This window comes from Streptomyces polygonati, assembly GCF_042650325.1.
Classification (GTDB): Bacteria; Actinomycetota; Actinomycetes; order Streptomycetales; family Streptomycetaceae; genus Actinacidiphila; species Actinacidiphila polygonati.
The window spans coordinates 445,299-458,932 of record NZ_JBHSBB010000010.1 but is presented as its reverse complement, the minus strand read 5'-3'; the positions used below and the strand labels follow the sequence as shown (position 1 = coordinate 458,932).

General features: G+C 71.4%; 15 protein-coding genes. 14 read left to right on the top strand and 1 reads right to left on the bottom strand.

Annotated features, from left to right (window positions below; all coding sequences use genetic code 11):
• Nucleotides 1-181: 181 nt before the first annotated feature.
• From ACFO3J_RS14695 to ACFO3J_RS14685, 3 genes are read left to right on the top strand one after another with little or no spacing between them, the layout of a single operon-like run.
• Entirely contained in the window at nt 182-1,240 is a 1,059-nt protein-coding gene (locus tag ACFO3J_RS14695; RefSeq protein ID WP_386429827.1) for a sugar kinase, read from the top strand.
• Nucleotides 1,237-2,037, top strand: a complete 801-nt coding sequence (locus ACFO3J_RS14690; protein ID WP_386429826.1) for an IclR family transcriptional regulator — start codon at nt 1,237-1,239, stop codon at nt 2,035-2,037. The genes ACFO3J_RS14695 and ACFO3J_RS14690 overlap by 4 nt, the downstream gene beginning before the upstream one ends.
• On the top strand, nt 2,034-2,444 hold the full coding sequence (locus ACFO3J_RS14685; RefSeq protein WP_386429825.1) for a RidA family protein: 411 nt from the start codon (nt 2,034-2,036) through the stop codon (nt 2,442-2,444). Before ACFO3J_RS14690 ends, ACFO3J_RS14685 begins: the two co-directional genes overlap by 4 nt.
• 109 nt (nt 2,445-2,553) lie before the next feature.
• Here the strand turns inward: ACFO3J_RS14685 and ACFO3J_RS14680 are convergent, their stop codons facing one another.
• A complete protein-coding gene (locus ACFO3J_RS14680; protein ID WP_386429824.1) occupies nt 2,554-4,113 on the bottom strand; it encodes a chitinase in 1,560 nt (519 codons plus the stop codon).
• Nucleotides 4,114-4,345: 232 nt separating this feature from the next.
• Here ACFO3J_RS14680 and ACFO3J_RS14675 point away from each other — a divergent pair, with 232 nt between their 5' ends.
• From ACFO3J_RS14675 to ACFO3J_RS14625, 11 genes are all read left to right on the top strand, one after another.
• Nucleotides 4,346-5,200: a hypothetical protein gene (locus tag ACFO3J_RS14675; RefSeq protein ID WP_386429823.1), complete on the top strand. Its 855-nt coding sequence runs from the start codon at nt 4,346-4,348 to the stop codon at nt 5,198-5,200.
• 12 nt (nt 5,201-5,212) lie between these two features.
• Nucleotides 5,213-5,935 (top strand): Flp pilus assembly protein CpaB, encoded by a 723-nt coding sequence (gene cpaB, locus ACFO3J_RS14670; protein WP_386429822.1) that lies wholly within the window; start codon nt 5,213-5,215, stop codon nt 5,933-5,935.
• On the top strand, nt 5,932-7,500 hold the full coding sequence (locus ACFO3J_RS14665; protein ID WP_386429821.1) for an AAA family ATPase: 1,569 nt from the start codon (nt 5,932-5,934) through the stop codon (nt 7,498-7,500). Before cpaB ends, ACFO3J_RS14665 begins: the two co-directional genes overlap by 4 nt.
• Nucleotides 7,497-7,952, top strand: a complete 456-nt coding sequence (locus ACFO3J_RS14660) for a TadE/TadG family type IV pilus assembly protein (protein ID WP_386429820.1) — start codon at nt 7,497-7,499, stop codon at nt 7,950-7,952. The genes ACFO3J_RS14665 and ACFO3J_RS14660 overlap by 4 nt, the downstream gene beginning before the upstream one ends.
• Nucleotides 7,949-9,283, top strand: a complete 1,335-nt coding sequence (locus ACFO3J_RS14655; protein WP_386429819.1) for a CpaF family protein — start codon at nt 7,949-7,951, stop codon at nt 9,281-9,283. The genes ACFO3J_RS14660 and ACFO3J_RS14655 overlap by 4 nt, the downstream gene beginning before the upstream one ends.
• Nucleotides 9,280-10,287, top strand: coding sequence for a type II secretion system F family protein (locus tag ACFO3J_RS14650; RefSeq protein ID WP_386429818.1), 1,008 nt, complete (start codon nt 9,280-9,282; stop codon nt 10,285-10,287). The genes ACFO3J_RS14655 and ACFO3J_RS14650 overlap by 4 nt, the downstream gene beginning before the upstream one ends.
• Nucleotides 10,288-10,297: 10 nt before the next feature.
• A complete protein-coding gene (locus ACFO3J_RS14645; protein WP_386429817.1) occupies nt 10,298-11,203 on the top strand; it encodes a DUF5936 domain-containing protein in 906 nt (301 codons plus the stop codon).
• 275 nt (nt 11,204-11,478) lie between these two features.
• Nucleotides 11,479-11,682 carry a hypothetical protein gene (locus ACFO3J_RS14640; RefSeq protein WP_386429816.1) on the top strand — a complete coding sequence of 68 codons (204 nt, stop codon included), beginning with the start codon at nt 11,479-11,481 and terminating at the stop codon, nt 11,680-11,682.
• The gene (locus tag ACFO3J_RS14635; protein WP_386430215.1) at nt 11,679-12,272 is read left to right on the top strand and encodes a pilus assembly protein TadG-related protein; all 594 of its coding nucleotides are present in this window, start codon (nt 11,679-11,681) and stop codon (nt 12,270-12,272) included. The genes ACFO3J_RS14640 and ACFO3J_RS14635 overlap by 4 nt, the downstream gene beginning before the upstream one ends.
• Nucleotides 12,273-12,303: 31 nt before the next feature.
• Nucleotides 12,304-12,891: a hypothetical protein gene (locus tag ACFO3J_RS14630; protein WP_386429815.1), complete on the top strand. Its 588-nt coding sequence runs from the start codon at nt 12,304-12,306 to the stop codon at nt 12,889-12,891.
• A gap of 25 nt (nt 12,892-12,916) precedes the next feature.
• Entirely contained in the window at nt 12,917-13,564 is a 648-nt protein-coding gene (locus tag ACFO3J_RS14625; protein ID WP_386429814.1) for an OmpA family protein, read from the top strand.
• Nucleotides 13,565-13,634: the final 70 nt, after the last annotated feature.

Below are 13,634 nucleotides of genomic sequence, written 5' to 3'. Positions count from 1 at the left end.
CCCGCGTCGATCGAAGCCGTGGCCGTAGCCGCCGTGGCCCTGTGCCGTACCCTGGTGCGTTGCATCATGTGCAACGGCCATTGCGTATCGTGCTCCGAGCTGTCTAACATCCACGCCTGCGCCGGGTCAACGTCTCCGCTCGTCCACCCCGGCCGCCGACCCGAGGAGGGCGAGAGCCAGCGTGACCGCCGCCGACCCGTACGCTGCCGCCGCCGGCACCCGGGACTACGACGTGGTGTGCCTCGGCGAGTCCATGGTCACCTTCGTGCCGTCGCGGGCCGGCCGGCTCGCCGACGTGCCCGCGTTCCACCGGACCATCGGCGGCGCCGAGTCCAACGTCGCCTGCACCTTGGCCCGGGCCGGGCACCGGGTGCGCTGGATCAGCCGGGTCGGCGCGGACGGCTTCGGCGACCACCTGGTCGAGACGATCGCCGCGTCCGGGGTGGACACCGGCGCCGTGCAGCGCGACCCGCGCCGCCCCACCGGCGTCTACTTCCGTACCGCCGGGGAGCGCGCCACCACGCTCGGCGCCGAGCCGGGTAAGGCCGAGGTCGTCTACTACCGCAAGGGCTCGGCCGCCTCCGCGCTGTCGCCGGCGCTGGTCCGGCGGCGCGACGCCTGGTCCGGCCGGGTGCTGCACCTGACCGGCATCACCGCCGCGCTCTCCGCGACCTGCCACGCGCTGATGCGGCGCCTGACCCGCCGCGAGCCCGGCCGGCCGCTGGTCTCCTACGACGTCAACCACCGGCCCGCCCTGTGGCACGACGCCGACCCCTGGCGGCTGGCCGAACTGGCCCGCGGCTGCGACCTGGTGTTCGTCGGCGAGGACGAGGCGGCGGCGGCCTGGGGCCTCCCGGACGCCGACGCGATCCGGGCCGCCCTGCCCGAACCGGCCGTGCTGGTCGTCAAACAGGGCGCGGCCGGGGCGACCGCCTTCACCGGCAGCGAGCGGCTGCACAGCCCCGCCCCGGTCGTGGACGTCGTCTCCCATGTCGGCGCCGGGGACGCCTTCGCGGCCGGCTTCCTGTCCGCCACCCTGCGCGGCCTGCCGCTGCCGGACCGGCTGCGGCACGGCCACCTGCTGGCGGCGGCGGCCCTCACCGTCCCCGCCGACCTGGCCGTACCGCCCGGCCGGGAACACGTGGACGCGTTGTCCGCGCTGGACGACCGGGCCTGGGGGAGACTGCGGCTGGGCCCGGGGTGGACGCTGCGGGAGCCGGACGGAGAGGGAGCGCGGTGAGCCAGAGCGTGGACCGGGCGCTGAGCATCCTGCCGCTGCTCGCCGAGGGCCCGGCCGGCCTGGAGCAGGTGGCCAACCGGCTGGAGGTGCACAAGTCGACCGCGCTCCGGCTGCTGCGCACGCTGCACGAGCACGGTCTGGTCTACCGCCAGCAGGACCAGCGCTACCGGCTCGGCACCCGGCTGTTCGCGCTCGCCCAGCAGGCGATGGAGGCGCTCGACATCCGGGGCATCGCCCACCCGCATCTGGCCGCGCTCAACGAACGGACCGGGCACACCGTCCACTTGGCGGTGTACGAGCAGGGCGAGGTCGTCTACATCGACAAGGTCGACAGCCGCTACCCGGTGCGGATGTACTCCCGGATCGGCCGCCCGGTCGCGATCACGGTCGCCGCCGTCGCCAAACTGCTGCTGGCCGACCTGCCGGAGCCGGAGCGGCGGGCGCTCGCCGAGAGCCTGGAGTACCCGCGCTACACCGCCCGTTCGACCCCGGACGCCGCGGCGTTCCTCGCCGAGCTGGCCCGGGTGCGCGAGCAGGGCTGGGCCACCGACCTGGGCGGCCACGAGGAGTCCATCAACTGCCTCGGCGCCCCGCTGCGCGGCCCGGACGGCCGGGTGTACGCGGCCATGTCGGTCTCCGCGCCCAACGTCGTCGTGACGGCCGAGGAGTTGCTGCGGCTGCGGCCGCAGGTGCTGCGGACCGCCGCGGCGATCAGCGCGGAGCTTTCCGGGGCCGCGCCCGTATCCGTACCGAACGATCCAGCCACCGCCCACGAACACAAGGAACGCCCCGTATGAGCGAGTTGACCAAGACCGCCGTCACCCCGTCCACCCACACCGCCCCGCCGGCCCGTTTCTCGCACGGCGTGCGCAAGGGCAACATCCTCCAAGTGGCCGGCCAGGTGGGCTTCCTGCCGGCTGTCCCGGGCCAGCCGCCGACCCCCGCCGGGCCCACGCTGCGCGAGCAGACGCTCCAGACCCTGGCCAATGTGCAGGCCGTGCTGGAGGCGGGCGGGGCCAGTTGGGAGGACGCGGTGATGATCCGCGTCTACCTCACCGACACGGGGCACTTCACCGAGTTCAACGAGATCTACAACGCCTTCTTCGCCGGCCTCACGCAGCCGCCGGCCGCGCGCACCACCGTCTACGTCGGCCTGCCGGGCGGGCTCCTGGTCGAGATCGACGCGCTGGCCGTGCTGGGCTGAGCGCGCAGTTCCCCGCGCCCCTTCGAGGGCGCCCCGAGGGGGGCGCGAACAGCCCCCCGCGGCTGTCGGTCCGGAGACCGCCGCGGGGGGCCGGCTGCGCTAGTGCCGGTTACGACATGCCGTGGACGTGCGCGCCCACTCCGTTGGACCAGGTGTTGCCCGCGCTCGCGTCCCAGTTGGTGGACCAGGTCATGGCGCCGCGGATGGTGGGCCAGGTCGTGCTGGGCTTGAACTTGCCGCAGCCGGTGCCCTTGGCGAGGCAGTCCAGCGCGTTGTTGACGACGGTCGGGCTGATGTAGCCGGAGCCGGCCGCGCTGGTGGACGCCGGGGTGCCGATGCCGACCTGGGCGGGGGAGAGACCGGCCTGGATCGCGGTGCAGGCCAGCGTGGTGATGAAGTCCACCGTGCCCTGGCTGTAGACCCCGCCGTCACAGCCGTTCATCGAACCGCTGTTGTAGTACTGGGTGTTGACGACGGTCAGGATGTCCTTGATCTTCAGCGCGGTGGCCAGGTAGTCGCTGCCCGCCGAGAGCATGTCGATCGTCTGCGGGGCCATCGTGATGATCAGCGAAGAGCCGGCCTTGGCGCTCAGCGCCCGCAGCGCCTGCGGCATGTAGGTGCTGTCGATGCCGTTCTCCAGGTCGATGTCGACGCCGTTGAAGCCGTACGTCTGCATCAGCGAGTAGACGCTGTTGGCGAAGTTGGTCGCCGAGGCCGAGTCCCGGACCGAGATGGTGCCGTTCTGGCCGCCGACCGAGATGATCACCTTCTTGCCGGCCGCCTGCTTGGCCGCGATGTCCGCCTTGAACTGGGCCACGCTGTAGTTGAGCGCCGGGTCGAGGGTGAAGGAGATCGCGCCGGGTGTGGTCGTCGCGTCCGCGAAGGCGACCGCGATGATGTCGTACTGGTTCTGCACCTGGGCGATGGTCTGCACGGTCGCGCCGTTGTTGAAGTCCTGCCAGTAGCCGGTGACCACGTGCTTGGGCAGGTTGCCGGGCGGCGGGGTGACCGGGGTGGTCGGGGGAGTGGTCGGCGGGGTGGTGGGAGGCGTCGTCGGCGGGGTGGTGGGCGGCTTGGTGGTCGGGGTGGTGGGGGGCGGCACGGTCGGGTCGCCGCCGGGGCCGGTGAGCGACAGGTCGTCCGCGTAGTACGTGGGCTGGCCGTACCAGCCGTGCGTGTAGACCGTCACCGAGCGCGTACTGGCGCCGGTGGTGAAGTTGACGCTGAGCTGCTGGAAGCCGCTGGTGCCCGGGGTCCAGGTGGACGGGTCGGTGCCGCCGGTGCCGGTCGCGCCGATGTAGACGTACGAACCCTGCACCCACGCGCTCAGCGTGTACTGCGAGTTGGGCTGCACGCTGACGGTCTGCGCGCACTGGCCGGTGTCGCTGTTGGACGGTACGGCCTTCAGCGCGGAGGAACCGGAGTGCACCGGGCTGCCGACGGTCGAACCGCTGCCGGCCGTGCAGCTCCAGTTGGAAAGGCCGCTCTCGAAGCCGGGGTTGGCGATCAGGTTGGTGGTGGCGGCGCTGGCCTCGCCGACGTTCACCAGCGCGACGCCGGCGCCGATCACCGCGGCGGCGCTCAGACCGGCGACGGTCCGCTGCAGGACGGTTGATCTGCGCCGGGCACGTTCGACCGGATGCTGATTCGCGTGCGATGCACGTTCCACGACTGCCTCCTGGGGGCAAGGAGTTGGGGGGTGGTGGGAGTGCGGGTGACAGAGAACACAGGTGACACCTATTAGGGAGAAAGTTGGTCCAGACCAATCCGGTTGTCAAGACCTCCGGTGGTCACCTGTCGTTCACCGATCCCGATCCGCAACTTTCCGCACCCATGCCGCTACACATCGATAAGCTGGCGACCGCGAATTGCCAGGCAAGGCGGAGAAGGGGAGGTTCCGTATGCCGAGCGTCATCACCGTCACCGCGGACGACCTCGCGCTTCCGCTGGAAGACCAGGTCATCAGCACGTCGGCCGCCCTGGACACCCACGGCCACATCGTGGCGCTCGCCCCGGCCGACCCCGCCGACCCGGCCCGCCGCCGGATGCACACCGTGCGGTCCGCGCTGGAGGCCGACCGGATCGCCATCGTGCCGATCGGCCTGCCGCCGCTGGCCACCACCCTGCTCGCCGAGCAACTGCGGCAGTTGGCCGGAACGGACCTCGGCCCCGGCGTGCTGGCCGGCGCCGCCCGGCTGCTCTCCTACTATCTGCACTCCGGTGCGCTGCTCGGCTCGGTCGCCAAGCTCGACCGGGTGCCGGTGAGCGTGGGCAGCCACGTCAAGTCCCTCGTCCCGGGGCGGAACTTCGCGGTCCTGGCCCACCCCGAGCCGTATCTCGCCGAAGCCGGACCCGACCAACTGCCGCCCGGGCCCGGCTACCAGACCCAGCTGGCGATGGCGGGCACCGGCGTCGACCCGGGCTGGATCACCGGACCGCTCGCCGCCGCCTGGCACGCCCAGCACCTGCGCGAAGTGCCGCTGCCGGCCGACTCCGCCAAGTGGTGGGGGACGTCACGGCTGATCGAGTTCACCGCCTACATCGCGGACGTCGGCATGCTCTACCAACTCGTCACCTCGGTACGGCGCGACACCTGCACCTGGTGCGGGCTCGAAGTCATCGGCGACCAGTGCCTGTTCTGCGGCACCAGGATCGGCGAGCGGGCCAACCCGCCCAAACACGCCGCCGTACCCGCCGGCCGGGGACGCGCGGTCGAGACCCCGCGCCGCCCGCAACTCGAACCCCACAAGCGATAGGTCCACCCGCACATGAACTCACGTCAGCGCCGTGGTGTCGTCCTCCTGGTGGTCTCCGTGCTGTGCGCGGTGGCCGCCTTCGCCGGGGTGGTGGCCGTCGTCGGCAACGCGCGCTCGCAGGTCGGATCGAAGGTCACCGCATACGAACTGACCTCGGACGTACCGGCGTACACCGCGCTCGGCGACGCCAAGGTGCGCCGGATATCGGTGCCGAAGCGCTGGCTGCCCGACACCGCGGTCCGCGACCTGGGCGAGCTCCAGGGGAAGATCGCCGCCGTACCGCTGAAGAAGGGCTCCCTGCTCCAGTCCGACATGGTGGCCGACCAGCCCCAACTCCAGCCGGGCCAAATGGAGATCGCGATCATGATCGACGCGGAGACCGGCGTGGCCGGCAAGATCACCCCAGGGGCGCGGGTCAACATCTTCGCCACCTTCAAGGGCAAGGAACAGCGCGATCCCGACATCTCCAAGCTGATGGTGGCCGACGCCCAGGTCATCGACGTCGGTGAGATCAAGGCGTTCGACTCGAACAGCAACTCCCAGCGGCTCTCCGAGCAGGGCGTCCCGATCACCTTCGCCCTCGATGTCCGGGACGCCCAGCGCATCGCCTACTCGGAGTCGTTCGCGGTCCATGTCCGGCTGGCGCTGGTCGCGCCGAACGACACCGGTACACCGTCGCTGGGCGACCGTACGTACACACTCGGCGGGGACAAGGGCACCGGGAGCGCGCAGTGAGCGTACGCATCCTCGCCGCGACCGGCGACCCCGACGCGGCAAGAGCCCTGCTGGGGCTGCTCGCCCAGCTGCCCGGCGCCGAACCCGCCCCGGCGGCACCGGACTCGGGCACGCTGCTCGACACCCTCGCCCGGGCCGCCGAGACGGGTCTGGACGAACTGCCCGAGGTCGTCGTCCTGCACGACGTGATCGGCCCGATGCCCGCGCTCGACCTGGTCCGCGATGTCGCCCTGCGCTTCCCCTCGGTCGGCGTCGTGCTGCTCACCGCCGACCCCAGCCCCACCATGCTGGCCGCCGCGATGAACTCCGGGGCCCGCGGCGTCGTCGGACTCCCGCTGTCCTACGAGGAGTTGGGCGCCCGGGTCGAGGCCGCGGCGGGCTGGGCGGCCGGGGTGCGCCGCCACCTCGGGCCGGGCCGCGCCGCCCTGCCGGCCGTGGCCGGCGGCACACTCGTCGCGGTGGCCGGCGCCAAGGGCGGCGTCGGCGCCACCGTCACCGCCGTCCAACTCGCGCTGGCCGCCCAGGCGTCCGGCCGCTCCACCGCGCTGGTCGACCTCGATCTCCAGGGCGGCGACATCGCCTCCTACCTCGACGTCCAGTTCCGCCGCTCGGTGGCCGACCTCGCCGACATAGCGGACGTCTCGTCCCGCGTCCTGAACGACGCGATGTACGTCCACGAGTCCGGCCCCGCGCTGCTGCTCGCCCCCGCCGACGGCGAACGCGGCGAGGACGTCACCGACCGCGCCGCCCGGCTGGTGCTGGCCGCGCTCCGGCAGCGCTACGAGGTCGTCGTGGTCGACTGCGGCACCCAGGTGACCAGCGCCAACGCGGTGGCGGTGGAGACCGCCGACATGGCCGTGCTCGTCACCACCCCCGATGTCATCGCGGTCCGCGCCGCCAAGCGCATGGTCCGGATGTGGGACCGCCTCCAGATCCGCAAACCGCAGGACACCACGACCGTCGTCAACCGCCACAGCCGCAGCAGCGAGATCCAGCCCTCGCTGATCGGCCGGATCACCGGCACGAAGGTCGCCGCGTCCGTGATCCCGGCCGCCTTCCGGGAGTTGCAGGCCGTCATCGACGCCGGGCGGCTCCAGGACCTGGACAACCGCTCCACCGTCAAAGCCGGGATCTGGGCGCTGGCCGGGGAGTTGGGCCTGGTCACCGGAGCGGCCGCGGTGCCCGCCACCCGCGGCAAGAAGCAGCGGCGCGGCGACCGCGGCCAAGTCACCCTGGAAGCCCTCGGGATGACGCCGATCATCCTGATCACCCTGATCCTGGTCTGGCAGGCGGTGCTGGCCGGCTACACCTTCACCCTCGCGGGCAACGCCGCGGACCAGGCGGCCCGTGCGGCGGCCGTCGGCCATGACGCGGGCGCGGCGGCGACCTCCGACCTCCCCGGCGCGTGGGCGGACGGCGCGGACATCGGCCCGCCCGACCACTCCGACGGGCAGGTCTCGGTGACCGTCGGCCTCCGGGTGCCCGTCCTCTTCCCCGGCGCCATCAGCTTCCCCGTCACTGTCCACGGCCACGCCAGCACCCCGGACGAGGAGCCCACCCCATGAGGGCCACCCCGCGGCTGAGCCGACCTCCCAGGGCGCCGTCCCACCGGGCAGGGCCAAGGGCCCGCGCCCTGCCCGTACCGCCGCGGACCCGCGGCCGGCTGCGGGACCGCGGGGTCGCCTCGCTCGAATTCCTCGGCATGCTCCCCTTCCTGCTGCTCATCGCGCTGGCCGGCATCCAGCTCGGCATAGCCGCCTACTGCGGGGAGCAGGCCGGCACGGCGGCCCGTACCGCCGCACGGACCGCCGCCGAGGCGAATCCGCGGACCGACCCGCAAGCGGCGGGGGAGGACGCAGTCAGCGGCTGGGTGAACGTGGACATAGATCTGCAGCCCGACAGGTCCAGCGTCACGGCGAACGCGACGGTGCAGATCCCCTCCGTCATGCCCGGACTCAGCTTCCTCGGTCCCGTCACCCGGACCGCGACGATGCCGAAGGAGGACGACACTCAGTGAGCCTCCGCGCCCGCCTCGCCGTCGAAGAGGCCGCCCCGCAGACCCAGGAGGGCCACCTCGTGGCCGTCTACCGGGCCAAGCTGCTCCAGGAGATCGACCTCGCGGAGATGTCCGCGCTGGCCGCCGCCGAACGTCGCGCCCGGCTCGAACGCGTGCTCGGCCACATCATCAGCCGCGAAGGCCCGGTGCTGTCCACCGCCGAACGCGCCGCGCTGATCCGCCGGGTGGTGGACGAGGCGCTCGGCCTCGGCATTCTGGAACCGCTGCTCGAAGACCCCTCCGTCACCGAGATCATGGTCAACGGCCCGGACCGGATCTACGTCGAACGCGGCGGCCGCGTCGAGCAGGTCGCCGCCCGCTTCTCCTCCGCCGAGCAACTGCTGCAGACCATCGAGCGGATCGTCTCCACCGTCAACCGCCGGGTGGACGAGTCCAATCCGATGGTCGACGCCCGCCTCCCGTCCGGCGAACGCGTCAACGTCATCATCCCGCCGCTGTCCCTGAGCGGCCCCACCCTGACCATCCGCCGCTTCCCCCGCGCCTACACCCTGCAGGAACTCATCGCGCTGGGCACGCTGGACGAGCACATGCTGCTGCTGCTGTCCTCGTTCGTCCGCGCCAAGTGCAACATCATCGTCAGCGGCGGCACCGGCACCGGCAAGACCACCCTGCTCAACGCGCTGTCCGGGCTGATCCCGGACGGCGAGCGGATCATCACCGTCGAGGACGCCGCCGAACTCCAGCTCCAGCAGGAGCATGTGATCCGGCTGGAGTCCCGCCCGCCCAACGTGGAGGGTGACGGACGGGTCACCATCCGCGACCTGGTCCGCAACTCGCTGCGTATGCGCCCCGACCGGATCATCGTCGGCGAGGTCCGCGGCGGCGAGACCCTCGACATGCTCCAGGCCATGTCCACCGGCCACGACGGCTCGTTGGCCACCGTGCACGCCAACTCCGCGGACGACGCGGTGCTCAGGCTCCAGACACTGGCCTCGATGAGCGAGGTGAAGATCCCGTTCGAGGCGCTGCGGGACCAGATCAACTCGGCGGTGGACGTGATCGTCCAGCTGCAACGGCATGTGGACGGCACCCGGCGGATCGCCGAGATCGCCGTCCTGTCCTCACGCGGCCGGAACACCTTCCTGCTCTCCGCCGCCTCCCGCTTCCGCGCCGAACCGCTGGGCGTCGACCGGATCGTCCGCGGCTGGTACGAACACCGCCCGGTGCCGCGGGAGATCGGTGAGCGCCTCTACCTGGCCGGCGAACCCGTGCCCGCCGCCTTCGGGATCGGGGCCAGCGAACTCGAACTCGACAGCCGGGAGGCGAAATGACCCCGCTCGCGGCGCCGGGCGCCGGCCGTCTCCCCGGCTCCGGAGTCGTGTCGGCCGCCCCCGCCTGGGCCGCCGGCCCCTACCCCGTGCTGGTGATCGTGCTCACCCTCGTCGCCCTGACACTCGGCGTGGGGGGCCTGCACACCTGGCGGGGCGGCCGGGCGGACCGCGCCGCGCTGGTCGAGCGCCTCGCCGGCGATCCCGGCCGCGGCCCTTCCCGGGCCGCGTTCTCCGGGCTCGACCGGTGGGTACGGCGCTACGCCTGGGGCCGCAGGCTCGAAGGCCGGCTCGCCGCCACCGGCACGGAACTCACCCCCGGTCAGTTCAGCGCGGCCTTCGCCGGGGTGGTCCTGGCCGCGTGGCTGCTGGCCGCCGTCGTCCTGGCGCCCTTCTTCGGACCGATCGCGGCGCTGATCGCCGGCTGGGTCGCCTACTCCTTCCTGTCCTGGCGGCGCCGGGTCCGCACCGAGCGCTTCATCGCCCAACTCCCCGACCTGGCCCGGGTGCTGGCCAACGCCACCCAGGCGGGCCTGGCCCTGCGCACCGCGGTCTCGATGGCCGCCGACGAGCTGGAGGCACCGGCCGGCGAGGAGCTCAAGCAGGTCGCCGACGCGATGGCGCTCGGCCGATCGGTCGAGGACGCCCTCGCCGAGCTGCAACAACGCCTACCCAGTCGGGAGTTGATCGTGCTGGTGTCCACCCTGGTGCTCGCCAGCAGGGCCGGCGGCTCCCTCGTGGAATCGCTGCGCAACCTCACCGTCACTCTGGAGGAGCGCAAGGAGACCCGCCGGGAGGTCCGTACCCAGATGTCCCAGGTCACGGTGACGGCCGCCGCCGTACCGATCATGGGCATCGGCTCCCTGCTGCTGATCGACCGCGTGATGCCCGGCGCGCTCGGCGCCCTGACCGGTTCCGGCATCGGCCGGATCTGCGTGCTGGTCTCACTGAGCCTGTACGTGGTCGGGTTCGTGCTCATCCGCCGGATGTCCCGGATCGACGTGTGAGGGGCCGGAGATGACACCTTTCGGCCTCGGCCTCCTCCTCGCCCTGGTGATCGCCCTCTGCGCGGTCGGCGTCGTCTACGCCGTCGGCCTGCTGCGGGCCGACGTCAAACTCCCCGACGACCTGGCCCTCGCCCTCGAAGTCGGCCGCACCCGCACCACCCGTACCGGCAACGCCATCGACCGGCTCGGCATCCGCTGGGTCCCGATGGTGCTGCGGCTGATGGGCCCGGCACGGATCGCCAGGATCCGGGCCAGACTCGACCACGCCGGCCACCCCTACGGCCTCACCGTCGAGCGCTATGCCGCCCGCCGCGCCGTCTACGGCGTGGTCGGCGGCCTGGGCGGCCTGGCACTGCTCAGCCGGAGCAGTTGGCTGCTGGCCCTGCTGGTCTTCGCCTACGGCTGGTGGTTCGCCGACTTCACCATCTGGATGGCGATCCGCCGCCGCCGCGACGACATCGAACGGACGCTGCCCGACTTCCTGGACGTCCTCGCCGTCGTGGTCAGCGCCGGCCTCGGCTTCCGTCAGGCACTCGAACGGGTCAACGCCGTCTACAAGGGCCCATGGTCCGATGAAATCCGCGTCGCCCTGCGGCAGATGGACGTCGGCGTCAGCCGGCGCGAGGCCTTCGACCAGCTCCGCAAGCGCAACGGCAGCGAACAGGTGGCCCAGTTCGTCTCCGCCCTCCAGCAGGGCGAGGAACTCGGCGCCCCCATCGCCCGCACCCTCCTCCAGATCGCCCAGGACATGCGCCGCGCCGAGGCCCAGAACGCCCGCCGCCGCGCGGCCCGGATGGTCCCGCGCGCGACCGGTGTGATCACTCTCCTGCTGGTCCCGGCCACGATGATCCTGCTGATCTCCGGCACGATCATCGGCTCTCAGACCAACTTCGGCAATATCTTCGGAAATGGGTGACGGGGGTGCGACGGAGGGTGGTTCGGCGTCATGCTGATGGGGGCCGCGATATCTGCGGAACCCGCAGGATTTCGGTCTCTCACGGCTCAACGGGCTGCGGATGCACGGGACTCGGGTGTACCTTTGCATTCGCAACCATATTTGCACCTGCAATGAAGCTCTGCGAACCCGCACTACGACCAGCGAGAGGCGGTGCGCCGTGTCCACCTCGCCCGATGGGCTGCACACGGCCGCCCCACGCATCAGCCAGGTGACAAAGGATGGGGCGAACACACATGAACAGGTGGCTGGTCCGGCGTTTCGTCCGGATGCGCAATCGAGTGGCCGCGTACCAACCGGACCGCGGCCAGGGCGCGATCGAATACCTCGGGCTGGCGGTGGTGATCGCGGTGATCATCGGAATCCTCAGCCAGGCCGACATCGGCAACGCGATCTTCGACGGGATCATGGGCAAGATCGGGGACATCGTCGGCGGCTGAGGAGGACTCCGCGCGGAGAAGCGGGGCAGACATTCGGCATCTACATCGTCGCCATGGCTGCCCTCTTCTTCCTGGCCTTCGCCTACTTCGCGGTCGGCCAGGCCGCCGTCATCCGCAACCGTACCCAAACCGCCGCCGACGCGGCGGCGTTGGCGGCGGCGCGCGAACTGCGTGACGGGGCGCACGACGCGTTCCTGGCAGACCTGCTGTCCGGCGATACCGCGGCGCTGGGGCAATTGCTGACCAATTTGCCGCTTGAGGAGAACGCCTGCGCCGCCGCACAGGAGTACGCGGGGGACAACGGCGCCGATGTGACGCCCGGCGGCTGCACCCCTGTGAACGATCCGCCCGGTTTCCATGTGGAGGTGCGATCGCGAGGGACTGTCGGCCCGTCCGTCGTCAAAGGCACGGAGAACATCCACGCCTCGGCGCATGCCACCGCGGTGGTCGTGCCTCGCTGCACCCTGGCCCCCGCGATCAAGCCCGTGGTGGACTTCACGTGCGACAACGGGCCGCTGGAGATCGATCCGACCCAGACAGGATTCGTCCTGGACCTGTCGGACTTCTTCACCGTCCACTTGAGCGACTGACGTCGGCCGACCAGTGAGGAGTTCCCACGTTATGAGCAAGGGTCACGGGAGCAGAACAGCCGGGGCGGCGGCAGCGATCGCCGCCCTCGCCCTTCTGCTCGCCGGCTGCGGCGGTAGTGGCGGCAAGGCGGAGACCGAGACAACGCCGAGCACGACCACCACCCAACCGGTCGGCTCCGGCGCCACCAGCGGCGAGCAGACACCCCCGGCCGAACCGACCGAGATCCTCGCGCAGATCAAGGGCGACGCCAATGTGGTCGTCACGATCAATTCGGCCGTCCGCGACCACGACGGATATGTGACTGTCCAGGGCACCCTCACGAACAACGGCACCAAGTCCTTCAGTGCCATCTTCTGGCGAGGCGGGGAGATCGCTTTGGTACCGTCCGGAGCGTCCGTCGCCGGAGCCGTCCTCGTGGACGAGGCCGGCAAGAAGCGCTACTACGTCCTGCGGGACACCGATGGCGTCTGCCTGTGCAGCACGGGCCTGATCGGCATCAAACCCGGCACGTCCGTCCCGATCTTCGCCCAGTTCCCCGCCCCGCCCGCCGCCACCACCGAGGTCGAATTCGAGCTCCCCACCATGCCGCCCGCCAAAATCACGCTCTCCGAGGGGTGAGACGCGAGTGAAGCCCGCCGCTTCCATGACCACCGGCTCGGTGACGGCTGCCGCCCTGCTCGCCGTGCTGCTGGCCGCCGGCGCGCTGAACGGGACGGTCGCCGCGGCGACCCCCAATCCGCCGCCGACCGCCGGGGACGCCGCGCCGTCCGCGCCGGTCGCGATCGTGCCGACCTCGCCGGGACTGAAGCTGCCGGAGGGGGCGACGCTGGCCCCGCCCAAGGTGCTGGACATCGTGTCGGTGACCGATGAGAGCGCGGTCGCGGCCAGCCAGCCGCAGCAACGCCAGGAGACCTCGAACTCGACGGTCACCTACGCGCTCCAGGCCGAGGTGCTGTTCGGGAAGGACAGCTCGAAGCTGGCACCGGCCGCGACCGGGCGGATCCAGGCGATCGCCAACGACATCAACGCGCGGCACGTGACGTCACCCATTCGTGTCTTCGGCTTCACCGACAATCTGGGCAGCAGTGAGCACGGCGACGTGCTGTCCAAGGCACGCGCGGACGCCGTTTACCAAATTCTGGCAACGCAGCTCGACGGACTCGGTGACGCGGGCCACACATTCCAGGTCCGCGGCTACGGCGAGGACTACCCGATCGCCGACAATTCCACCGAAACCGGGCGGCAACAGAACCGCCGGGTCGAGATCACTTTTACGCCACCTGCCGCGTAACGTCCTGAACAAGGGGTCGGACGCGGTACGGTGTAACTCCCCCCCTCGGGCCGGTTCGCTCTCCCCCCCT

Excerpts from the sequence above, each read along its gene's own strand:
- ACFO3J_RS14630 (WP_386429815.1), top strand. The coding sequence starts at position 12,304 with ATGAGCAAGGGTCACGGGAGCAGAACAGCCGGGGCGGCGGCAGCGATC.
- ACFO3J_RS14685 (WP_386429825.1), top strand. The coding sequence starts at position 2,034 with ATGAGCGAGTTGACCAAGACCGCCGTCACCCCGTCCACCCACACCGCC.
- ACFO3J_RS14640 (WP_386429816.1), top strand. The coding sequence starts at position 11,479 with ATGAACAGGTGGCTGGTCCGGCGTTTCGTCCGGATGCGCAATCGAGTG.
- ACFO3J_RS14675 (WP_386429823.1), top strand. The coding sequence starts at position 4,346 with ATGCCGAGCGTCATCACCGTCACCGCGGACGACCTCGCGCTTCCGCTG.
- ACFO3J_RS14660 (WP_386429820.1), top strand. The coding sequence starts at position 7,497 with ATGAGGGCCACCCCGCGGCTGAGCCGACCTCCCAGGGCGCCGTCCCAC.
- cpaB (WP_386429822.1), top strand. The coding sequence starts at position 5,213 with ATGAACTCACGTCAGCGCCGTGGTGTCGTCCTCCTGGTGGTCTCCGTG.
- ACFO3J_RS14650 (WP_386429818.1), top strand. The coding sequence starts at position 9,280 with ATGACCCCGCTCGCGGCGCCGGGCGCCGGCCGTCTCCCCGGCTCCGGA.
- ACFO3J_RS14625 (WP_386429814.1), top strand. The coding sequence starts at position 12,917 with ATGACCACCGGCTCGGTGACGGCTGCCGCCCTGCTCGCCGTGCTGCTG.
- ACFO3J_RS14645 (WP_386429817.1), top strand. The coding sequence starts at position 10,298 with ATGACACCTTTCGGCCTCGGCCTCCTCCTCGCCCTGGTGATCGCCCTC.